This is a genomic window from Sideroxyarcus emersonii, from assembly GCF_021654335.1.
Taxonomy (GTDB): Bacteria; Pseudomonadota; Gammaproteobacteria; order Burkholderiales; family Gallionellaceae; genus Sideroxyarcus; species Sideroxyarcus emersonii.
Genome location: NZ_AP023423.1, coordinates 563,066 through 586,656, shown reverse-complemented (window position 1 = coordinate 586,656; position 23,591 = coordinate 563,066). Strand labels below are relative to the sequence as shown.

General features: G+C 53.4%; 14 protein-coding genes. 8 read left to right on the top strand and 6 right to left on the bottom strand.

Annotation, left to right across the window (positions count from 1 at the left end; all coding sequences use genetic code 11):
- Positions 1 to 38 precede the first annotated feature (38 nt).
- Genes L6418_RS02780 through L6418_RS02770 form a run of 3 tightly spaced genes read right to left on the bottom strand, consistent with a single transcriptional unit; the run spans position 39 to position 5,007 of the window.
- Positions 39 to 1,163, bottom strand: coding sequence for an ABC transporter permease (locus L6418_RS02780; protein ID WP_237247960.1), 1,125 nt, complete (start codon positions 1,161 to 1,163; stop codon positions 39 to 41).
- 2 nt (positions 1,164 to 1,165) lie between these two features.
- Positions 1,166 to 3,937 carry a ribosome-associated ATPase/putative transporter RbbA gene (rbbA, locus tag L6418_RS02775; RefSeq protein ID WP_237247959.1) on the bottom strand — a complete coding sequence of 924 codons (2,772 nt, stop codon included), beginning with the start codon at positions 3,935 to 3,937 and terminating at the stop codon, positions 1,166 to 1,168.
- Positions 3,934 to 5,007 (bottom strand): HlyD family secretion protein, encoded by a 1,074-nt coding sequence (locus L6418_RS02770; protein WP_237247958.1) that lies wholly within the window; start codon positions 5,005 to 5,007, stop codon positions 3,934 to 3,936. The genes rbbA and L6418_RS02770 overlap by 4 nt, the downstream gene beginning before the upstream one ends.
- A 266-nt stretch (positions 5,008 to 5,273) precedes the next feature.
- Here L6418_RS02770 and L6418_RS02765 point away from each other — a divergent pair, with 266 nt between their 5' ends.
- Both L6418_RS02765 and L6418_RS02760 read left to right on the top strand, forming a co-directional pair.
- Positions 5,274 to 5,714 (top strand): MarR family winged helix-turn-helix transcriptional regulator, encoded by a 441-nt coding sequence (locus L6418_RS02765; RefSeq protein ID WP_237247957.1) that lies wholly within the window; start codon positions 5,274 to 5,276, stop codon positions 5,712 to 5,714.
- 11 nt (positions 5,715 to 5,725) lie between these two features.
- Positions 5,726 to 6,211: a hemerythrin domain-containing protein gene (locus L6418_RS02760; protein ID WP_237247956.1), complete on the top strand. Its 486-nt coding sequence runs from the start codon at positions 5,726 to 5,728 to the stop codon at positions 6,209 to 6,211.
- Positions 6,212 to 6,462: 251 nt separating this feature from the next.
- On the opposite strand, the gene L6418_RS02755 is transcribed toward L6418_RS02760, so the two are convergent.
- Positions 6,463 to 7,587 (bottom strand): hypothetical protein, encoded by a 1,125-nt coding sequence (locus L6418_RS02755; protein ID WP_237247955.1) that lies wholly within the window; start codon positions 7,585 to 7,587, stop codon positions 6,463 to 6,465.
- A 168-nt stretch (positions 7,588 to 7,755) separates the two neighbouring features.
- Between L6418_RS02755 and L6418_RS13490 the strand changes: the two genes are divergently transcribed.
- The 6 genes from L6418_RS13490 to L6418_RS02730 all read left to right on the top strand — a co-directional run bounded on the left by L6418_RS13490 (position 7,756) and on the right by L6418_RS02730 (position 16,373).
- Positions 7,756 to 8,133: a helix-turn-helix domain-containing protein gene (locus L6418_RS13490; RefSeq protein ID WP_408641567.1), complete on the top strand. Its 378-nt coding sequence runs from the start codon at positions 7,756 to 7,758 to the stop codon at positions 8,131 to 8,133.
- A gap of 209 nt (positions 8,134 to 8,342) precedes the next feature.
- On the top strand, positions 8,343 to 9,410 hold the full coding sequence (locus tag L6418_RS02750) for a TnsA endonuclease N-terminal domain-containing protein (protein ID WP_237247954.1): 1,068 nt from the start codon (positions 8,343 to 8,345) through the stop codon (positions 9,408 to 9,410).
- On the top strand, positions 9,407 to 11,716 hold the full coding sequence (locus tag L6418_RS02745; RefSeq protein WP_237247953.1) for a hypothetical protein: 2,310 nt from the start codon (positions 9,407 to 9,409) through the stop codon (positions 11,714 to 11,716). The genes L6418_RS02750 and L6418_RS02745 overlap by 4 nt, the downstream gene beginning before the upstream one ends.
- On the top strand, positions 11,709 to 13,169 hold the full coding sequence (locus tag L6418_RS02740) for an AAA family ATPase (protein ID WP_237247952.1): 1,461 nt from the start codon (positions 11,709 to 11,711) through the stop codon (positions 13,167 to 13,169). The genes L6418_RS02745 and L6418_RS02740 overlap by 8 nt, the downstream gene beginning before the upstream one ends.
- Before the next feature lie 153 nt (positions 13,170 to 13,322).
- The gene (locus L6418_RS02735; protein ID WP_237247951.1) at positions 13,323 to 15,128 is read left to right on the top strand and encodes a TnsD family transposase; all 1,806 of its coding nucleotides are present in this window, start codon (positions 13,323 to 13,325) and stop codon (positions 15,126 to 15,128) included.
- Positions 15,129 to 15,245: 117 nt separating this feature from the next.
- On the top strand, positions 15,246 to 16,373 hold the full coding sequence (locus L6418_RS02730) for a DUF3800 domain-containing protein (RefSeq protein ID WP_237247950.1): 1,128 nt from the start codon (positions 15,246 to 15,248) through the stop codon (positions 16,371 to 16,373).
- A 283-nt stretch (positions 16,374 to 16,656) separates the two neighbouring features.
- Here L6418_RS02730 and L6418_RS02725 read toward each other — a convergent pair whose 3' ends face one another.
- Together L6418_RS02725 and L6418_RS02720 are read right to left on the bottom strand one after the other, a co-directional pair.
- Positions 16,657 to 18,216 (bottom strand): caspase family protein, encoded by a 1,560-nt coding sequence (locus L6418_RS02725; RefSeq protein WP_237247949.1) that lies wholly within the window; start codon positions 18,214 to 18,216, stop codon positions 16,657 to 16,659.
- A 14-nt stretch (positions 18,217 to 18,230) separates the two neighbouring features.
- Positions 18,231 to 23,369 (bottom strand): hypothetical protein, encoded by a 5,139-nt coding sequence (locus L6418_RS02720; RefSeq protein ID WP_237247948.1) that lies wholly within the window; start codon positions 23,367 to 23,369, stop codon positions 18,231 to 18,233.
- Between the last annotated feature and the right edge of the window lie 222 nt (positions 23,370 to 23,591).

Genomic DNA, 23,591 nt, shown 5'->3' with positions numbered 1-23,591 from the left:
TATCCATCGACACTGGCATGACAACTTGGAATGTGTGCTCACGCCATCGTTGCCAGCGTCTTCCGAAAGCGCGCGAGCGACAACACGAACAAGACCGTCCCGATCACGGCAAGCGCGGCGAATTGCGGCCACACCACCGAAAAGCCCGCGCCGCGAAACAGGATGGCTTGGCCTAGGATGACGAAATGTGTATTCGGCGCCGCAAGCATCAGGGTCTGCACCAACTCGGGCATACTCTCGCGCGGCGTTATGCCGCCCGAGAGGATTTGCAACGGCATGATCGTCAGGAACAGCAGCAATCCCAACTGCGGCATGGAGCGTGCGATCGTGCCAAGGAATATCCCCATCGAGGTGGCCGCAAAGACGTGCAGTGTCGCACCCACGAGAAACAACAGGACGGACCCTTCGATGGGCACCGAAAGCACGCCCTGCACGATGAAGACCAGTGAGAATGCGGCGGCCAGCAACACCGCGAGCCCCATCGACCATACCTTGGCGGCCATGATCTCGAAGGGGGTGACCGGCATTACCAGCAGGTGCTCCACCGTGCCGTGCTCTCGCTCCCTGAGCAGCGCGGCGCCGGTGAGCATGATGGAAAGCATGGTGATCTGGTCGATCACCTGCATCATCGCGGCGAACCAGGAGGCGTTCAGTTCGGGGTTGAAGCGCGCCCGCAGTGCAAGATCGACAGGCAGCGTTGGAACAGTGCGGTACCTCTGTGCAAATTCACTCACCTCGCCGTTGATGATCGCCTGAATATTGCCGCTGCCCGTGAAGGCTTGGGACATGCGTGTGGCGTCGACGTTGAGCTGGATCGCAGGGCTGCGACCGGCCAGAACATCACGCTGGAAGTTGGGAGGAATGTCCAGCGCGAAGGTGTAGAGCCCGGCATCCATGCCGCTGTCGACCTGGGTGGCGGTAATCATCGTCGGTGGCATAAAAGCAGGCGGATAAAATGAGCTTGCGATGCGTTGCGAGAGCTGCGAATGATCCTCGTCAACGATGGCAATGGGCGCCTTGCTCAGGACCTCTGGCGCTGCTGTCGCGGCCGCATAAACGGAGACTGTGAAGATGAGGATGATCAGCGTGAGCAGGATCGGGTCACGCAGCAGGCTGCGCAGTTCCTTGATGCCCAAGTGCAGAATATTGTGTGCCGCTCGCATGCCTAGCCCTCCTGTTTCTTGAGCAGGACCGTGCCGAGCCCGATCAGAACCGGGATCGCGATCAACAGTGGAATGAACGATGTTTGTAGGTCCGCAAAATCTAGCCCTTTGGAAAAAGTGCCACGGGTGATGGTCAGGAAGTAGGTGGTGGGGAATATATCCCCGATCACGCGGCCTATCCCTTCCAGCGATGAGACCGGATTGATCATGCCGGAAAACTGTATGGCGGGAACGATGGTAAAGATGGCTGCCCCGATCAGCGCTGCGATCTGGCTGCGCATGAGGGTCGAGATCACCAGCCCCATGGCGGTGGCGGTAATTACGTAAAGGAATGCCGCAAACGTGAGCGTGAGGATGCTGCCCGTGATCGGTACGCGAAACAGATAGACCGTCATTGCAACGAGTACCACGAAGTTGAACATGGCAAGCACGATGTAGGGAATCTGCTTGCCGAGCAGGAACTCCAAGCGCGTGACCGGCGTGACGTAGAGATTGACGATGGAGCCGAGTTCTTTTTCGCGCACCACCGACAGGGCGGTGAGTATCGCCGGAAGCATGAGCAGCAGCAGCGGGATCACCGCCGGCGCCATGGCCGGCAGGCTTTTCACATCGGGGTTGTAGCGGAAGCGAGTCTCGATGCTGACCAGTCCCTTGGTGGCCGCCTCACCATAGGCTTCACGCATCTTGGTGGCAAGCCAGTGGTAGTGCATGCCCTGCACGTAGCCGCTCGCTGTCTCGGCGCGCATGGGCATGGCGCCGTCGAACCAGGCGCCGATCTGCACCGGCGTGCCACGTGCGATGTCGCGCGCGAAACCGGGCGGTATTTCCAGCGCAAGGCTGAGCTCGCCGTCGCGCATGCGCTGGTCCAGATCGGCGTAGTCGCGGATGGGTGGACGTTCGATGAAGTAGCGCGAGCCGGCAAGATTGAGGGTGTAATCACGGCTTACCGAAGTCTGGTCCTGATCGAGCACAGCGAACCTGAGGTTTTCGACGTCCATGCTGATACCGTAGCCCAGCACCAGCATGAGCAACACGCTGCCCAATCCAGCCAGCGCAAGACGAATCGGATCACGCCGCAGTTCCAGCGACTCGCGCCGCGTATAGCTGAGCAGGCGACGCAGGTTGAAAAAGCCTTCACGGCTGGAGACGGTTGCTGCTGCAGGAGCCGGCGCTGCTACAGTGACCGATTGCGGTTGCGGTATGTCTCCCCCTGCCGCCGCCTCTTCAAGATGACTGATGAATGCTTGTTCGAGGTTGTGCGCTCCGCGCTTTGCCACGATGGCCGCAGGAGTGTCGCTTACCAGCACGCGCCCCGCATGCATCAGCGATATCCGGTCGCAGCGCTCGGCTTCGTTCATGAAGTGAGTCGAGATGAAGATGGTGACATTGTCTTTGCGCGCCAGTTCGATCAGCACGTTCCAGAAGTTGTCGCGTGCTACCGGATCGACACCCGAGGTTGGTTCATCCAGGATCAGCATCTCCGGCCCGTGGATCATCGCGACAGCAAGCGATAAACGCTGGCGTTCGCCTAGGGGCAGTGCATCGGGGAGGCTGTCCATGATCCCGGCGAGATCGAAACGGTCGGCCATCTCCTGCACCCGCAAGGCGATGCGCTCAGGCGGTATAGCGAAGAGCCGTGCATGCAACACCAAGTTCTGCCGCACTGTGAGTTCGCCGTAGAGCGAAAACGACTGGGTCATATAGCCGACGCGGCGGCGCGTGTCGATATCGTGCGGATTCACTGGATGGCCGAACAGTCGTGCCTGTCCCTCGCTCGCGGGCAACAAGCCGGTGAGCATCTTCATGGTGGTGGTCTTGCCGCAGCCGTTGGAACCGATGAAACCGAAGATCTCGCCGCGACCGATGCGGAAGCTCACGTGGTCGACCGCAGTAAAATCGCCGAAGCGCATGGTGAGATCGTGCGCTTCGATAGCGGCCTCCCCTCCTGGACTGGCCTCGCGAGGCTCAATCATCACGGGCCGATAACCCTCTCGCTGTACCGAGGGCAGCAACGCGATGAAGGATTCTTCCAGCGTGCGCGTCCCGGTGCGCGCCAGAAGTTCATTTGGCGTGCCACTGGCAAGCACTTTCCCGTCATTCATGGCGATCAGCCAGTCGAAGCGCGCAGCCTCTTCCATGTAGGCGGTGGCAACCAATACGCTCATGCCGGGGCGATTGGCGCGGATACTCTCGATAAGCTCCCAGAATTGGCGGCGTGACAGCGGATCAACACCGGTGGTGGGCTCGTCCAGGATCAACAGGTCGGGGTCGTGGATCAACGCGCAACACAGGCCAAGCTTCTGCTTCATGCCTCCGGACAGCTTGATTGCAGGGCGGTCGGCAAAAGGGGCAAGCCCGGTGGCGTGCAACAGCTCATTGATACGACGTGCGCGCTCGCGGCGGCCATGACCGAACAGGCGGGCAAAGAAATCCACGTTTTCGGCAACCGAGAGCGTCGGGTAGAGGTTCCTGCCCAGTCCCTGGGGCATGTACGCGATGCGCGGGCAGACATTCTTGCGGTGCTGTGGATCGGCCATGTTGCCACCCAGAACCTCAATTGTTCCTGATTGAATCGCCCGCGCACCGGAGATGAGTGAAAAGAGACTGGACTTACCTACCCCATCCGGCCCGATGATCCCCACCATGCAGCCGGCAGGCAGGTCAAGCGTTATCCCGTCCAGCGCCTGCACTTTGCCGTAGCGCAAGCTGAGTTCATTTAGTCGAACAACAGATGTCAGGTGCGGAGACGAAGCCACTTCGTCGCTCCCGTTCATTGCGGCAGTTTCACCTTGAGGCGATCAGGCCAAGCCGCGTTGGCGTCTTGTCGGACATAAGCAACTCCGGGCAACCCCGTTTTTACCTGGAGAATATATTTCTTCAGTAATTCGGGAGCGATCTTCGCCCTGACCCGGAACATCAGTTTCTCACGCTCGCTTGCTGTTTCCACCGTCTTGGGAGTGAACTGCGCGACGTCGGCGACAAAGGAAACCTGTGCAGGTATCACATATTGGGGTGCGGCATCGAGTACGAGGTGAACCTCGCTACCGATCGTCACACGCCCGGCGGCCGCGGTGGGCAGGAAGAAAGTCATGTAGACGTCACTGAGGTCGACTAGGTTCAGGACCCTGCCGCCGCCGCTGACGATTTCCCCCGGATGGGCAACCAGATATTGCACGCGACCATCGCGCGGGGCCTTCAGCGTGCTGTCGTCGATGTCAGCCTGAATCTTCGCGACAGAAGCGCGTGCGGCGGCTGCCGCTGAAAGTGCGCCGTTGATCTGGCTGCGTGCGGTCGTAATCGCGGAATCCATTGCAGCCGCCTGCGCACGAGTGGCACTCAGCGCAGCATTAGCACTGCTCACTGATGCACGAGCGTCATCTGCCGCCTGTGCAGTGACAACGCCTTTAGAAGCAAGCTCCATGACGCGCGCTGCGCGCTTGCTGACCAAGTCAACCTCGGTTTCCCGCTGTGCCACGATGGCCAGCGCTGCCGCTTTTTCGCTTTCCCGCTGGGCCAACTGACTGCGTGCAGTCGTGACGGCATCCTGAGCCTGGCGCAACTGGGCCTCGGCTTGTTGACGTTGCGCATCCAGCGACTGCGTATCCATCTGCGCGACCACTTGCCCTGCCGTGACGAACTCACCTTCTTTCACGAAGATGTCTCTCAATCGGCCTGCCGCTTTCGCAGCAATATCGATTTCCACCCCCTCGATGCGACCATTACCGCTGAGGATTCCGTCTTCGCGACTATTGGTACCAAACTTTTGCCAGCCCAAGCCAGCAATCACGGCTAACAGAATTACGCCGGCAGATAACCGTAACCAGAGTTTTTGTTGTCTATTCATGGCCGTGCGTGCTCTATAGAAAAGTAGTCAAATTGCAGCTTGTTACCGTCGACGCGCTAGGCAAGTCGCTCCTATTTACATCCTCAAGCTGCGCTAAATCACCCTGCGACTAACTACATCACCTCCAACACCTCTCAACCGGTCGGTAGCCTTCCCGACAAGACAAAGAGTACCACCACGACAAAGACGCAATTCAAGTTCCCATGCTTAAGTGGTAAGTATAATATATCTACTATATATAATGTATATTATCGAAAGAGGAATGTATGTTTTCTGAAAATTTGTGGTTCGTGCTGAGAAATACATCACAGCTACTGGCTCGTAACATTCGGCAGGACATATCTGGCATGGCGCTTACCTTTTTGCAGATACGGGTCTTGATAGGCATCTCCTATCGAGAAGGTATACGCCAAGTTGACCTTGCAGACGGGATGGATGTTCAGCCAATCACATTGGTGCATGCAATCGATCAACTCGCGAAGATCGGACTGGTCGAACGCCGCAAAGATCCAGATGATCGGCGCGCCTACCAACTGTTTCTGACCCCAGCAGCATCTCCATATTTGTCTGCCATCGAGGAAGTCGTGGCAGCAATCCAGACAGATATGCTTCGCGGCCTCAGCAAGGAACAGGTCTCTCTGCTTTCTTCAGCCCTGCAAATCATGCGTGACAATCTTGCGTCGCGGCTTTTAGAGCAGGCTAAGTAAAGGGGTGAATCATGGCACTTCATGTTCAGGCAATAAGAAATCTCGCTCCCGAAGACTACTTGCTAATCGAGGAAGAACACTTACGATTGCATCGTTTCCTAGAGAACCTTCGCAGTACTTGTCGGAACCTAAACAATCAACAAAATTGCCAAAGCTGCCCCCGTGAACAGTTGGGCACGTGCCGAGGGAGATTAGCTTCGTTCTTCCTCAATATTATCGATATCTCCTTCAATCATTTCACTCACGAAGAATCCGTCATGTTGAGGCAGGGTAGCGTTACAGAAGAACATGAAGACTTTCGCACTCATCAGCAAGCACACAGAGAAATTTTGCATGCGTTGGATACGATCATTAGTGAGTGTGCTTCGCTTGACGCCCAAGGTAAAACTGCTGAAGCCTATCGCCAACTCTACAGAAGGTTGTCAGAAATGTTTAATGAGCATGATCGCTTGTTTGACAACCCATTTATTCAGTCGACAAAACCTCTGGAACAGTGAAGCCGAAGTCAAAACTGCATACCCTCTCCGAAGCCGCTCCGCCACTTGCAGTTCAGACTCAACGTCTCTATTAAAAACGGTAAAGATAACCAACTGCAACCAGGTGGGTCCTCTTTTATATGGACGAGGGGGCTATCCGTTATTCCTTTGCCAAAGGCAGTCGGGGACGATGCTCCCCAAGACTAAATAAAAAAAGCGACCTCAGTCTACTCAGGCGGGCTTTGAAGTGAGCATTTTTTATTGCTCACCATTTATTCCTTCATTACGTATCTCAGTGGGTGCGCTTCAACTGCCAGCATGGCAGTACCTAAGACCTCATTTGCGGTTAGACCGAGTTCAGCCAATTGACACTGGTATATTTCTCTTGCGCGGTTGAATATTGAAAATGTTTCCTCGGTCCATTCAGCATCAAGTTGCGAAATTGCTCTAACTATTTCAGTATTGCTTGCGTCCAACGGTTCTGAGGTGAAAAAAATTTCCTCGAACGCTATCCAATAGATCAGTTCGTCAGGCATTAAATCATCAAAGGTTGTATATCGATCAGACCAAGCTAAGGCATGCATCGCTAGAGCGGCAGTTGCCAGGTCAAGCGACCAAGTAACCAGCCGATCCGCTTTCAAGAATCGTGTATCTGCCGCCAATGAAAATAGAGCCTTGTAAATATGCGTTGAAGACACATCAGCGCCTATACCAGTTCTGGCCCAAGCAGGATGAGGAACTTGATTTAATGCATTCTCAAATAGATCTGGCTTGAAGCGCGCATAACCCTTGCGAATTTCGGCGCGCCTATCAGCGTCGGCCGCTTCCCAATCCAAGCTTAAGTCAGAGGAAAACTCCAAATAGGCTGTGCCATGTCGAGGCCCCCATCGTTCGGCCAATATACTGAGAATTCTTTCAGCACCAACACGCTTAACCGTTTCCCATGAGATATCACCATAGCCTTCGGAAAGTGCATCCACCTCGATCGCATCAAGGTGCAGATGTAATGGGGAGATTGGTTTGTAACTCTCCGCCCTGTCTCTTAACGCAATCAATGGATGTTTGGATTTGGAAGCTTGCATCATCCTTTTAACCAGACCGCCATGAACCAACTGTCCAAAGAATCCGGATGGCAGCGCTTTCTCTTCGCCATCCCTCTCGGACACAACGCGAATGGCGCAAGAAGCGAGCGCATCCAGAGTTCGGATAGTCTTTAATCGAGGGATTATTTGAGGTTCTTCAAACCATGACTTCCATGTCTTTTCCGCGATATTGACATCCCTGCATCTCGGGGCAAGCTTCTTAAATACCTCCGTTTCCTGGTGAACGGCGGCAACATGCAGATCCCCCAACAATAGGTGTTTGAAATGATTAACGGCCACCTTCATGCGTAGCATCGCAATGTCCACCTGTAGCCCTCCTGCTTCTTTAATCCGTATCCAATAGAGCCGACACTCACTTCGGAAATATCCCTCGCCCAAATTGCCCAGATACTTCCTACCGTACCCCAAAGAACCGAACTATGCTGGCGACGGAATGCATTTTCAACAGAAAAAGGAACTGTCGTGGCCAATCAAACAGAAATCCAGATAGCCTTGAGTCAACGGCTTAAGCGCCGTCGCCTTGAACTCGATAAGACACTAGCCGAAATTGCGACAAAGTCCGGGATTTCGGTCAGCTATTACTGCGAAATCGAAAACGGACGGGGTACGCCACCTCCTACCAGCAGAATGGAAAAGATCCTCTCTGCGCTTGAGTTTTGTGAGACTGAAGCATATGAGCTCTTACAACAGTCTTCAGTCTTGAGGGGGCTTGTCTACGGAGAATCAGAGTTATCTCCAGATATACAGGCGCTCATACGTGACATCAGGCTTCATGCAAACCAATTGCCCGCAAGGTTCATCAAGGGATTGCGAACAACAATTCGGGAGGTCGTTAGCTGAATAGCGCTGCGATCCATTGCCACCCGCCAATTGCCTAGAAAGGAAAACATCATGGACTAAAAACAAAAGCCGCACCCATTTTCATGGCTACGGCCTTGGTCACTCGAGAGACGCCCTGCGCTAACAGGACGACATACTGAAAGGACATTAAAAGTATCTCTCTCTTTGTGCCCGAGGTCAAGGGGACTCCTGTCCCTAATCCAGACCCCATGAACATCGCGGATGCGCCAATTCCGCGCCAGCAATTTGCCGGCACCCGGATATCCGCATGTTCGTTGGAGCTAAACACTTCGGAGGGAGATATGCATCGCGCTGCGATTACAGAAACACGCTTGGTCAATTGGCTCAAGGATGGCCGTGGCCAGGGCATTGGCAAGAATTACCGCTCGTGGATCCAAGTCACCAAACAAGACTATTCGTCCCACGGACAGTCCCACATCCTGTTTGACCCCTTCATCAATCGGCAACATCACCTGGTGTCCAACCTAGAGCGAGCCCATTGCGTCCCAAATATGGCTCAGCCCTGCATCACGGATATTCGCGAGAACTATCCACTGTGGACGGCCACCCATCCCCATCCGATGCTGGAAATCCTGGATTCTAAGACGGCCGCATCTCATGATCTTTGGCTGGACAGCCCTGGCACGGTGGCCATTGCGCAGGAGTTGAAGTTTCGCCATGCGAAATACGTGGGCCTTAAAGTGCCGTTCATTTATTCGACAGATCAGGTGCTGACAGTTGAACTTCCGCGTAAGGCTCCTTTCCTTGTCGCGGTTTCGATCAAGTACTGGAAAGACATGCGAGGGGATCCCAATAGGGAGCCTTCCAAGGAAAAGCGCGTCCGACGGCGTAAAAAGATATTCCGGATTCTCAGGCTGGAAAGAGCGTACTGGACGTCCCTTGGCATTCCCTGGCTCCTGGCGACCGACCGAATGGTCAATCAGCAGGTGTATCTCAACCTGGAGTGGGCCTTGAGCGGCGCTATCCAGCGCTTCTCTGAACGTGATGTTGAGTTACTGAACAAGTTCCTGTCTGCATGGAAAGCCGCTCCTTGGCGTGGTCGCTGCATCGAGCAAGTCGAAATGGTCAGCCACGCCATGGAAATTGATTTTCACACCGCTGTTCGACTTCTGAAGTTCGGGATCATGCGCGGCTTGATTCCTGTGGACCTCACACGTCCAGTACATCTCCAGTTGCCATTCCCTCATGGTGAAACACGCTCGCCCATGAGCATCCCAAGTTGGTCCATTCTGAATAAATTAAGGAGGCTGCCATGAATGCAAATGACAAATTCTTCAGGGACGGAAATCATTTCCAACCGACTACGATGACGGAAAGACTTGGCCGTCATAATGTCATCAACGTCATCAAACCCACTGAGCTACCAATCGATCCCGGCCTATACAGAATCGTCTGGGCCAATCGCGTCAGCGATTGTGCATTTGTCCTGAGATTTCCTGATCGATTGCCGGAATCCGAAGTCAGCACCGGCAACAAGCGTGTGAAGCTAAAGCTTCACCGTCCTACACGTGTCAGCCTCTCAGTTCTTGAGGATGTGTTCAGCAAACGCCTGATCGTCAAAACGCGCGCTTTCGTTCCGAAGCGCCTGAACAAGAAAGAACATGAGCTTTCCGCCGCCGAAAAGAAGGTTAAGGGACGCCGCAAGGGATTCACTGACGACTTCCTGCATGAAAAGGATCTCATCCGCATATTCGAGAGTGGCGAGTTGGGGCGCTATGTCGCGCGGACCGTGGAGCACCACAATAAGACACTATCGCAGGATCAGAAAAAGCTAACGCGTTATACGGTCTACCAAATCGTCTATCGGCTCTGGCTCTATGAGTGCAAAGAGTCAGCGTTAATCTCGGACAATGCAAATTGTGGTGCCCCGGGGAAATACCGCAATCCGGGTCTGAGGAAGCGCGGCAGGACTCCAAAACGCATCAAGACAGGCCACGCGCCAGAACGAATCGGAGTGAATACAGGTCCGGATGATAGGGCACTAATCTGGCTGGCATGGGACCTGTACGGTGGCAGCCTCGGCAAGTATGAACACGCCTATCACAAAATGATCGAGGATCACTTCACGGACGGCTGGTGTGAGAACGAACAAGGAGTCTATGAGCCCAGCAAAACGTTACTTGAGAAGCGTCCGTCCCTTGAAACGTTTCGCTATTACGTAAAAAAAAAATACACCCCGGTGGAACTGCTCAAGCAGATGATTCCAGCTATCACTTGGGAGCAGACCAAGCGTGCCATTCTAGGCAAGGCGTTTGACAGGTTGTTCGGCCCTGCGCAGGCCTACATGATCGACTCCACAGTGGCGGATGTGTACCTCGTCAGCTCGTTCAACCCCTTTTGGATTATCGGCAGACCTGTTGTCTATCTGGTGAGGGACGTCTGGAGCGGAATGATAGTCGGCGTACATGTCGCGCTTGAAGGCCCCAGTTGGCACACGGCACGACTGGCACTGTTCAATGCCTTTTCTCCCAAGGGAGAGTTCCTGAGATCATTGGGATTTAAAATGACCGATTCAGACTGGCCATGCGCTCATGGATGTTTGGACATCGTACATGATCGCGGCGAGCAACTTTCGATTCCCAGCACTGACAGCGCCCATGACCTCAGGTTAAACCTGAGTCCCTGCCCTCCATTCCGCCCTGACAAAAAGGGACCGATCGAGACCCTGTTTCACTGGCTTCGCGATCTGACCGTGAAGTGGATGCCGGGTGCAGTGCTCTCCCGGGCACGTGAACGTGGCCAAAGGGATTGCAGGCTGGACGCTACCCTCACCCTTCACCGCTTTACCCGCATCCTGGTTCACGCCATTCTCACGTTCAACAAAACTACTGATGTTAGTGATCGCCTAGTCGGTCCCTTGAGTGGACTGGAAATCAAGGCAACGCCAATCAACCTGTGGAACTATGGCCTCGACAATCTTCACGGGTCTCCACCCCAGTGGGATCAGGACACCCTATACACCGCCCTGCTTCCCAGCGCCAACGTATCTGTTCGAGAAGCTGGTGTGCACTTTGCCGGGCACGCCTACAGGGGCCACATGGTGGACAAGCAACAATGGCAAGAGTTTGTCCGGACGTTTGGCAACAAGAAACTCAAGATCAAATACCACCCCAATGATCCGCGCCGCATCTTTTGCCTGAATGACACGACCGGGAATTACGAAACCCTTACAGTAACCGTTCCCTCAAAAATTCCGGAACATGCCCGCCTGGAGGAGATTTTTGACTGCATGGTGTACCGAGATTTGGTACGGGAAGACGACGCTGACATTCGCCTTCTGGACCGGGTTGCCCACAATCGCTTCCGGGACGAGGAGATCAAAAAGGCCGCCGAAGCACGAGATCAGGCAATTCCTCCCGCATCGAAGGCCGAGCACCTGTCTGACATCAAGGACAAACGAGCATTCGAGGCAGAGGTGGAACGCGTAAGGGAAGCTGTCCAACGCAATCGCCGGGATGTCGATGAGTATGTCGTTGCCGAAGATTCAGACGGTTCCGACGCACCGCCCGACCTGCTATCCAAGCTCTTGGCTCAAACTGAGGAGTTGATCGATCATGACTAAACCACTTAAACAAATCACGGCCGAGTATCATTCGATTGCTGCACCAGCCGCCTATGCCGGTAATCCCTTGATCGAGGCCCTCCCCAATATCTTCAGCGAAGATTATGTAACGAAGGAACTGCGTTACATACCAGATGTTGGCACCGCACTCGAACTAGCTCTTCCGCCACACGAGCGTATTCATTGCGTTTCCGCCATCGAGGACCTGGTCATTCCTCTGCCGCTTGCATTCGACGTCGAAGTCGCCCTTTCGGTTCTGATCCGTCGTGGCTATGCCGCACGGAACCCTTTCAACCGCGAGTGGCGTCGTCTGCACTGCAAGATCAAGAAGACCATGAGCGAACCACTTGAGGAGTATCAAGTGAGGTCCAAAAGCGTGCCTGCAATCATGACTACAGCAGTGAGCGGAAATGGCAAGACTACCCTCATTGAATCTCTGCTGGAGATGTATTCGCAAGTTATCATCCACACCGACTACAAGGGTGAGTCGTTTGCCGTCAAGCAATTGGTTTGGATCGGCGTCAACGCAAGCTTCGATGCCAGCCTCAGGGGGTTGATCCTGTCCATGTTTGGAGCTGTCGATGACGCACTAGGTACAGATTACCGGCAGCAATATGACAAGGGCACGCGGACCCGCGACACGATGATTGGCAATCTGGCGCAAGTGTTCGCCACCCACCATCTGGGTGTACTGTTCGTCGACGAAATTCAGTGCCTGTTGCTGCGAGGCGACCATGAGGCTGAGCTCGCCTTGAGCTTCTTTCTCAAGATCGCCAACGTATGTAAAGTACCCATCGTTTTCAGCGGAACCTATGCCGCTGTCAGGCTGTTTTCCAAGGTCGCCCGCAATGCGCGCCGTGTATGCAGCGGCGGGTATTTCGATCTGGCGCTGCCATCCAGGTTCGATGATGTAGTGTGGGACAAACTGGTCGTAGAAGTGGTCTGGAAGAAATTTCAGTGGGTGAAGAAACCAGCCCCGCTGACGGATGAACTGCGTAAACAGATATTCAATCTATCCCAGGGCATCATGGCGATCTTCATTGCCCTGCATCGCGCTGCCCAAGTTTATGCAATCCGCCACAACCTAGATACGGTCGACAGCAAGGTTCTGAAGGACGTCTATGACCGACAGTTCATTCCCATGCACCAAGCCCTTGCTGCATTGCGTTCCGGGAAAAAGAACCGTCTGGAGAAGTTCGAGGACCTGCTTCCTCCAAAGGAGCAATTGGATGCATTGCTTCGACCAGACAACAGCGAACTTCTGGCCGAACGTATTGAGCGTCTTTTGGCGGCCAATCATAAGGCTGCTGAAAATGCTTCCGCCCAGGCCCCCAGTCCGGAACTCAAAAAGCAGAACGATGCAGCGCAAGCTACGGCTGAACTGCTAAAAAAAATCGGCTCCAATGCAGATCTCCGGGAACTCGCGAGACGAGCCGGATTGATGGAAGGATGAAATGGAGATGCTAACCGCAGAAGAAAGGATCAATAACACATTGGCTCTGGCCTTTGCAGGACTGAGGCCTCTGGGACACAGGATGGAATCCATTGTGTCCCAGAGGCTGAATATTCACGATTCTTTTCCAACTTGAAGTCAGGAAGTAATTGAGTGGCATTGAACGAACGACAAATTGATACAAAATCTGCCGGGAAAACGAACGGAAGCCAGATATCTCTTTACCCTCTGATTCTGCCAGACGAACTGCATATTTCGCAGGTATCCAGATATCACCATGACAGTGGCAATCTATCCACCCGAGTCAGCTTTCAACAGCTCTACGATTCGGCGCCATTCCGTCTGACACACTGGATTCCAAAATATCTCGAACGATTCGCGGCCAAGCTTCCAGGAGATGCTACCCAGAATGTCGAGAGGTTGCTAAGGGATACGACACTCTTCCCTCTATTTGAAGTGTACGGCAATGCGCGTCTCAGTCTTTCTGGTGACGCGATACCCATCGCAAACCAAATCATCAACATGCCCAAAAGGATCGTTGGAGAAAGCGGAGAGACACATCTATGTGTCGATTGCCTGCGATGCGACGCGGATGAATGGGAACAGCCTTACATTCACAGGGCACACCAGATCCCGGGGGTTCAGGTCTGCTGGCGCCACGAAGCCCGACTGCTCTCGAGTTGTCCCAATTGTGGCTGTCCGTTCGAGCGCAAGAATGAATTCATTCTTGCGCCATGGGTGCCTTGTGAAGGTTGCGGGCTAAGCCTCACCGAAGGCGTCTTTTATACACCGGTTCATGATGCAAGCGCTTCAGAGTTGCGTTATGCCCAATTCGCCCGAGACATGTTGCTTGCACCCACGGTGCCTCTGGATGCCGCAACACTGGCGTCCGCCTATAAGGCTCGGTTGGTTGAGTTGGGATTTTCGAGAGGATCCACGATCAATCGTAAGGAGATTGTTGAGGCTCTTGAAAAACACTTTGGGAAAGAAACGTTAGGTCGCATTGATTCAGCTTATCGCCTCAATAAGAACCAACATTGGTTCCGTCTTGCGGGAGAATCTACCGTTTTCGATGCCCCACTGCCACGGCACTTGGCTCTATCCCAATTTCTTTTTGGTAGTGCGGCAGCATTCTGGGAGTTTGCCACGAAACCTTCTCCGCAGCAGCCAGCGCCAGCCACTGCAATCGAGACCATCGCCATACCTGCGACACAAGATATTGGCTCGGCGGCTATTCCACGTATCGAAGCCCAAGAGTCATCCCATGAATTTGCGTCAGAGCGCAAAACCTCCCGTACTCGAATCGAGGAAATTCTCCGCCAGCACCCGAATTGGGCTATGGATGATCTGTGGAAAACATACTCCAGTTTGATGAAGAAGCTGCTGCGGGACAACGATGACGGGTTTGTCTGGCTAAAAGCCATTCTTGATAACAGAAATTCAAAGGATGGTATAAAGCCTGCGTCGTTGATAGTGACGCAACATCCCGATGACTTGCGGTGGGCACGGAATTTCGCCAGCACTGCAGTTGTTCTATACAACTCAACCGACATGCCAAAGAAAATCACCCGCAACTTCCTGATGCGCGAAGCGGGTTGGAGTCGCACGAACATGCCGGATCCAGCAAGATATCCGTTGGCACGGCAGCAGTTAGAACTTCTCAAGGAGTCCGACTGGCATTTCTATGCAAGGCGAATGCTTTGGGCGAAGTTGTGTGCAGGAGCAGTCGGTGCGTCAGAGCGTAGCGTGCTAGGTGCTTCTGGAATCGAACACCATCAGGGCCTTCTGGTGCTTCAATACTTCTCGTTTGTAACGCCAACTCGCATCTTCAGCCCCGGCACGATCATGGAAATTCTTATGGAGTATCAAATTTCCAAGGATTGGGCTGGACCCGCACGAGAACTGGAATTTCTCAAGCCAGGGCGGAACTCTACCCGTGGAGGACGTCTAGTTGGCTAGGACTTAACTGTCTGATCTAACATCCTTCGAAGATCGATAGATATCTTTTACAATTCGGCCAAGCGAGCGCCGTTGCCACACAGAATGTTATGCAATATAGGGAAGCGAATTGGACTAATGAAAACTTTCGATATAGGTGATATCCGTAAATACACAAAGAGGTCCGCACCTTTGGCCAACTTTGATGGCGCATATACGTTTTACTATGATGAAACGAACAACATAAGGAAATTTCACGTAAGAGAGTTTGATTTTAATTCCGCGTTCACAGATAACTTTGTGTTAGGTGGGCTAGTACATGAAGGAACTGCGCCAGATGTTCAATCCCTAATTGATAGTTTCAATCTACAAGACTCCGTCAAAGAGGTTAAGTTCAAGCATATTGCTAAAGGGGACTTTCTCGATTGTATGAAGTCGCAAAGACTTACATCCTTCTTCAGATTCATCGGCAGTAACGATTTGTACGTCCACTACTCAAGTATAAATATCCTTTATTGGTCGATTGTAGATATTGTTGACTCAGCAATCTCGCATTCTGAGATAAGCCAACAATTGGGACCTCCATTTGCGAACATGCTAAAGAATGATTTGTATAAGCTGTCAAAAATTGAAATTGATTCGATGATTTCGCTATTCCGCAGATTTGGATACCCAAACATCAAGCAAGATGAGGTCTTGCCGTTTATCGAATCAATAAGCAATCTGTTTGTCGACTATCTCGATGACATGGAATTTCATTTGGGCCTTGAGTCGCTCAGGCAGATATTAAAAGAAGCAAAGAATAAAGGCTCTCTGCCATTTGTTACGGGTGAGGAGGACTTTGTTCTAATAAGAGACTTTTCTCAATTCTATTTGCGCCCAATTTGTATTTTCAAAAACTCTACACATATTTTCGATAACGAAAACTCTATAGCGGAATCGTTGGCCGAATACAAAATTTTGGATGGTTCGCAAGAAATTAGAAACTATTCATTTGTTAACTCACAGTCAAACCAGTTTACCCAGTTGTCAGATATATTGGTTGGGGTTGTTGGGAAATTGCACAGCTACTTAAACACTAGCACCAGGGATAAAATCCAATCCGATTTCTGCAAATTGAACACGACTCAAACCGAAAACATTGACTTGTTTCTGAATTCAATCGATGAGTCACATGATAAGAATATGGGATTTCTACATTCAACGGACAGTTATGAAGAAATGTCCAAATTCGAAGTAATCCGGGAAAGCAGGATTAGAGCCTAACAAAGCGTCAGTTGGATCGCTCATTTCGTTGCGCGCCTACAGCATAAGCGTTTGTGATCCTCATCCTCGGCAAATGCGAAGGTCCGCCAAGCTGGATAGCGCAGTCCTTTAGCAATCAAGGTGCAGAGTCCGATGCGGCCAAAGACTGGAATCTCGGCCGAAGCGGAACTAAGCGGCGATACTTTGGAACTTCCGCTTTGCGCGCAATATCGGCATCATGTTGACAGATAGCCAGTCCATTTCCAAAGTCCAGATAGCAGTAAATTTACTCGCAGCTGCGAACCTATGATGTCAGCAATAGCTGAGATTTGCCGCCAAGCCCAAATCGATAGCCCCGGGCTTTTCCTATTAGCTCGGTAATTAACATCTTGCCACCTGTTCCTAGAGTAAGTCTCCCTTGAAATAGGTCAATAAAAATCCGCACCCCATCTTGGGAGATATAGGTAATCCGTGTATTTGGCTCATCATCCTCCAGCGTCCCTCCATGCTGTTCTTCCAAATTCTCAAACATGTCGACCAATTCGTCGTAGTCGTTGGCGTCAGGTTTGACTTCTATGACAACAAGCTCAAACATCTTGCCGAAGATAAGGTCAATTTCTTTGGATTTGGCTTCCCATCCATTCCGCAAAATCAAACGTCGAACAAGTTCGTAGTCGGCAAAGTCTTCGCTATGCTGGTGTACCTCCACTGAAAATCGAAAATAGTCGGTGTCAATACTACCTTCACCATCACCACAAGACTGGTCAACTTCTTTATGTCGCAATCCGAGCTCTGATTTTATCGACTGATAATAATTCTGAATCTCTTCATCGATTTGATCCCCTATCAGTGTTCGTATGAATGTAGTAGCACTCTCACTCTTATATGTGGGAACAAAATGGGTTTTTCTATTAAAACCAGGCAGCGATTTAATACTGCCTGTCTTGACTGACTCAAGATATTCTTTCTTGGCGACCAATCGAATTGCAGTTAGATCGCTTGCGTCACTAACGGTGATGGTTGGTTCTGGAATGTATCGGATTGAAAACGTATTACTTGCGTTGATTAATGCGCACGGCTTTTGCACCTCACTTACCGTCATAGATTTTGTCACATAATTACGGACAGCAACCTGTAAATAATCCCTCAGGCTAATATCGGTGAGGTGACGATTGTGACCCAACGCCTCTTCGGATTCGCCCCGCAAAGCCTTGAGCAAGAAGTACGTCCATAGCCCGTGCTGATGCTCATTAGATGGATAGGACTTCTGGCCAGGTTCACATGAAAGAAATGTGGCGCAATAGGTAGCCGAATTCAGGAACATCTTGAGTTCGTTTTTATCAAACGCCGTTAGTACATCGCGAGCATGGATACTGTTGTTGAGTTTTGTTGCGCACGCGTCAATGAAAATCAGAGCTCTCTGACAAGGGCTTCGCCCTAACGGATCGATAAGAATTTCGCGCAACGAGAGAGTGGTTCCATCGAGTCCCCCAGCATGAGTATCCCATGCTGTGATGCGGTTTCCCTGCGAGTCATGAAAACCATGGCCTGCATAGTAAAAAATGAAAAGGTCATCTGCCCCCAAAGACTGAATTGCTTGCTTTAGACCGTATTGGAGATTTCCAAGTGTCGCATCACTGTCCAAGTTCACGACAATATCGAGCTGATCTCCTTGGTAAATTCCACTTATCGCGTCGGCGAACTCGTTAGCATCGTTGTGCGCAAAATCCACACTAGGCAACGTCGGTCCGCCGCGCTTTTGGTAGTGCTCTATTCCAACGACAAAGGCAATGACTCGAGCACCGTCAGGCAATTGCACAGGCGGGGTATTCGACGGTGCAACTGATTTCTTTCTTGTAACCATAGTCTATTTCGTCCCTAAACAACCACTGTGACAGTTCGAACGTCCTTGAAGGCTTCGCTGGTTTGAATCGCAGCTGCCCTCCGGTCACCCATATCCACGAGGGCGTCCAGCGCTCGCAGTAGCGCCCTTGCCATTTCTTCAGATAGCGGATGGACCTTTTCAGAGAACAGTTGAATAATTCCCGCAAGCCGTGCAGGGACGGTTGTTCCCCGCCAACCGAGCGGCATTCCACCGCCTCCGCCGAGTACCATAGGGAGCTTGGCAACGAACAGTTCCAGTGGATAAGCCTGATAGGCGCGCTCGCATAAGGTCAGATAGGATGAGATCACCGTCGGATTCTGACCTTGGGCCGCGAGGATGGGGTCTATGACCGAATTGATGTTCGTAACATCGGTCCAATCGCCGTTCGCAAAACGCGCGGCACCCATCGCCCTTTCAACATCAATAAAGAACAGTGCCCGAATCATGCTGTATAGGTCGGAATCGTGTATCTCCCCGTCATTCCATCTTGATTGTTCCCACCTTCTATGTGCCAGTACTCTCGGAACGATCTTTTCCAAAAGGACTATCAGGTTTGTCGGGAATACCGGCTCATCCATTATGGTATGCGTAATGTATGAAACATACGATGACATGAGCGAACCGAAGGTGTCGTCATTGGTTCCCGCCGCAGGTTCCACAAAACGACGGGCGCTTTCGTCGGGATCGAGGTGCAGCGACACCCGAGCAAAGAATCGAAAGAGATCGCGCCGCCATTCGTAGTGTTCGGAAGACGCGGCCTCGAAATCCTGCCCGCCTTCCTGCCGCGCCCACGAAGGATGAATTCGTTCGATAGTCCAGCCGACGAGTCCGTCACACCACGTAAGGAACTGGTCGCGCCGCGGAACGTCCCCCATCGCAGAATCTGCGGGGATTTTAGTCAAGACTTTTGCGAGAAACTGAGTATGAACGTCAGTCGACGGATGCTCCCACTCGATTATCACCTCCCTGCCGCGACGACCACGTGCGATTCTTCGTCCGTTGGTAGCGGGCACCCATGCCGGAGGCATTCCGGGCAGTGGGTGGGGCGGTTCATCCAGAGCGTCGAGTCGGGAAAGGGCCGTGGCTACCTTCTCCCAGATTCCGCGTTGAATTTGTTCTTCGATCTGTTCTCTTGGAGTGTCATATGACGGACGCTCGAAGATTGACAGGGATGCCGCAAGTTCGAGAGCGAGCCAAGCTACTTCGGGACATAGCCCCCACAGAGCCAATAATCCCGCCAGTGCCTCGACCATTATCTGTTCGTATGGATGACCAGCTAGTTGTATCAGCGCTTCCAGAGCGTCACGCCGTGTAGGGTCATGATTGTCCATCGCAGCAAGTCCGTAAGTCGCGAAGAGCGTGGGATGGTTGAGCAGGATGGAGCCGCTGAAGAACATGTCGTCACGAACCTCCCGCGTTCTCCAAGCCCTTAGGCATACATCTGTGGACCAATCCAGATCGGCAAGCGGGAGGGCCCGTCCATAACGGAGCGCAACGGCGGCAACACAGGATACGGCGGCCTGTCGTTCGTGTCCGGGACTGACGTGTTCGAACGCCTCTTCAAACAGGTCCGCAGAATCCAGTCTTCGAGCACGTTCGACCGCCTGTTCGAGCGTCAATGCATTGTTTAGCACGCCATTCTGAAAGGTGGCATTTGCCCAATTGAGCAGGGGGAGGTGCTCCGCCATCTCTGCTTGTCGTTGGTTGATGGCATCGATATCGGGGCCTTGGGCTACCGGGTTGTCCAGCTGGATGATCAAACCATCACCGTTCTCGGTTGGTGTCGCACGGTAGTTTGTGCGTCTACCCACTTCGGCCCAGATTTCTGCCGTTCTCCGAAGTTGCCGTACAGTTTCGGGGTTCTCCCGTTGTTCCGCATATCCGAATGGGAGGTCGTCGGTGAATCTAATGATCGCTTCGGATGTTCTGGTTCCCAAGTCGCCGCCACCGATAACGCACATTGATGCAAGATCACGCACATCCATCCGACGCCCCCGACGCTCGTTCCCTTCTACTACTGCCTGGTAGTGACGTCTGTCATGCGGTAGGAAACCCATGAGATTTACATTGAAGCCAAGATCAGATGTATGTCGCTGGATATCCCAATCCCATAACCGCTGACTCGTGAGCAGTGGCAGGGTAACCTCGGAGATGTGCTTGCTCTCCAGCATGACAGCGATGGCAACCCCAAGTGCCGCAACGCTCTCGTGCCCCTCCAGCACATCGCGAATGACATCGTCTACAGGACGCCCATTTTCGACTTCTTTCAACGCCCACAGCTCAAGTGCCATCAGGCCCGAACCGACGGCGTGCGAGCCCCAAGTGCCGCGTGACCAGACATATTGCTGCGCTCCACCCCAGAAGGTTTGCTGCCCCCAAGGGAAATCGAGCGTCAGCGGAATCGGTGTTCCGCGTTCCTCGTAGTCGTAAACGTGAAGCTGACGCCAGGCGGTAATCGCATGGTTGGTGATTTCCCGCACCAGGCGTCTGGCCTCATCGGGGGCGTGTGCGAACAGAGAGGGAAATGGTTCCCGCGTGGGGGCGCAGGGGAAAAACCCGTGCTGGTCATCGATGGATAGGGATTGCCAGTCATGGCTACTGATCCCAATTCCGAAAGGTGAATCCGATGAACGGCGCACCACCTCTTCTGGAAGTGGACGAATCATTATGCTCAACATGAAGTCGACGAGTTGGTCTGGGCAAACCTCACTAATGATGAAGGCATATGTCATCACCTGTTCAACCGCCTGCCGTGGCAGATATTCCAACGTCATTAAATGCGATAGGTGTTCGCGCACGGGGGTGCGGTAGGCGCGTCCCGCCCGCAGGATCACCGCCCTCAATCGTTCACCCAGCTCCTCCAGCTCTCCATGCCTAAGCCGGTCCCATCCGGTGCGGGAATTTGCTTGAGTGCCATCCTGTTCACGGGCCTCGATGTCCGCAAGCCACAAACCGGCAAGTCGAACTATTTCCTTCGATACCGGATTGACCAGATCGGCGAATGCGTTCTGCCAGACCTCGAAAACTGCCACCACGTCGGGAAGAGTCGACGTAGGAATATTGTGGATCCATCGTATCAGCCAAGAATTGAAGCGCGCCCAAGTGCTCATGTCTGAGGGCCAAGCCATGGAATCGGCAAGGCGGATGCGCTCGATCAGGCCGAGATCTGGAAGGGCTCCATTGCCCAATATGTTCGGATTCGCCTTGGTCTTTTCCGCCTGGAACCAGACGACGAGCTTGGCAACCCTTCTCGCCCCCTCGGCAAACATCGCTGCGTTATACGTTTGCTCGTAGTTCTGAAACGAAGACAGGCCGAACGGACCGACCATCCATGCCCGCAACCACTGCGATCGGACATCGGTCGCGCTTTCAAGCCGTTCCAGAAATCCTTGCCAGTCGTTTCCATCTTTGAGCTCGCTTTGAGAGAACAGCTCGACCGTTCGCCCCAGTATGGGGGGCTCGCCTACCTGACGGATAACATCGAGCCATTGCCCACCTTGGGACACCAGAAGCTGGAGAAATGACCATTCAAAATAGATGTCGTGTACGAAGTCGACAGTGTGTCCTGCTCTAACTTGCCGGATGATTCCATCGGCTTCGAGTTCAACCAGCACCTGAGGGTCCACTCCCAATATCTGGATACGTTTGCCCAGTGTTGGAGCTCCGCGTCTGGCGAGTTCGACGAGCACAATGCGACGGTGTCCCGCACGGGTGGGGTCTGCGCCATACCCGCCACCCGTCCACCAGGCTGTGGCAAGTTCTATCTCCGAACTCGGGGCGTTCGTGTCGGCCGGATGTCGCCTGATCAGGACTCCAGCAAAGAACGGCCGGCGCACGATGGCTCTGACCTGCTCCGTTCCGAAGAGAAGCGGCTTCAGTGCGGGTTTGCTTTGGGCCAACGATGCGGCCTCGTCGTCGTCGAACCCGGCCACATCTATCACGGCAGCACCAACGACCAGAAGCTTGCGGGGCAGCCAAGTCCGGACTGGTTCGATGCCCGTATCCCTAACGGTGGCAACCACCTTCCAGTTCGCGAGGAGATCCGAGTCCAGTATGGTGTTGAAGATGTCCGTGAGGATTCCGCGATGGTGCGCATCAATTCGGTCGAGACCATCGACGAACACGACCGGAGTCCCCACCGAAGCAAGCTCGACCAGGAGATCACCCAACGGGGTGGGACCGATACCCTGACTGGTCGAGTATTGTGACCATGTCACACCATTCAACCGGTCGGCCTTGAGGAAGAGCACGGGTCCGTCTTTGAGCGCCTCTTCGACGAGGGTCCGAAGCACAACCGATTTACCGGTTCCTGGCAGTCCACCTATCTGAACGAACCGATGCTGGGTAAGTGCCGTGCGCGAGCTTTGGACGAAACGCCCACGGGAGATGCTCACGCCACCGATGTCGTTCGGAATCTCGTTGGCGGCATGGCGCGCCTCGGTCCCGATCCGGGCAAGAGCTTCCTTCAGGGAGGGAGCGCCTGCGAGTCTGAAGGCTCCGTTCAAGCGAGCGACTAAGGTCTTCCTGTCGAATGAAGCAGCGTGTCCCTCGGCTACCCTAACCAGTGCGAGGAGTCGTCTCCAAAGGTCGTCCGCTCGAGAGCGCTCGGATGGTTGAAGGTGATTCGCCAGGCTTGCGACGGTCTGCGGTTCTGTCACCGAGCCTTCATGCATCAGGTCGAACCGTATCAAGACGAAATGGGAGAGCAGGCTATGGGTGGCGGCGTCGAGCTCGCCTTCGGGCAGCTTGGTGGAAAGGATGCCCCGGACGGCATCGAAGAAGGTTTGCTTCTTCCCCGCAACACCATCGGTGTGGAGCTTCGTCCTAAACTGGGCAGTGTCATGCTCTGACCGTGCCCATTCGCATAGGGTCTCGAAGTCGCGCTTGCTGCCCTCGGAGATCTCGCCCGTGGCTATTCCCACCCGGTCCAGCCGGACGTGAAATCCCGCACCTGTAGCGGTCGCATGGGCGCGCAACACGGTGTCCCTGAAGTCAGTGTTTGTGGCTGCGGCACTTATGGTGATGGAGCGCTTGACTTGGAGGCTGAGACGTATTGAGACTCCGTCGGCTCCCTCGCCCTCGACGATCACGTCATCAAGAGGATGGCCGAGTGGTCCATGTTGAACTGACAAACTCCTCACCAGCCTGCCCGGGAGTCCGGGTGCGGTGGTCTCGGAAAGAAGTGCCGCCGCGTATACGGCGGCCACACCATCTTCAAAAGTGAATCCTGCTCCGCCGGTTAGTTCGGGACTTGCAGCAGCGGTTAGGCCGCCATCAACATGGCCTTGAGCTTGCCCATCGGCAGCAGGAGTAGTTGGAAGATCGGTTGTCATCTCAAAAGTATATCTTGTCGA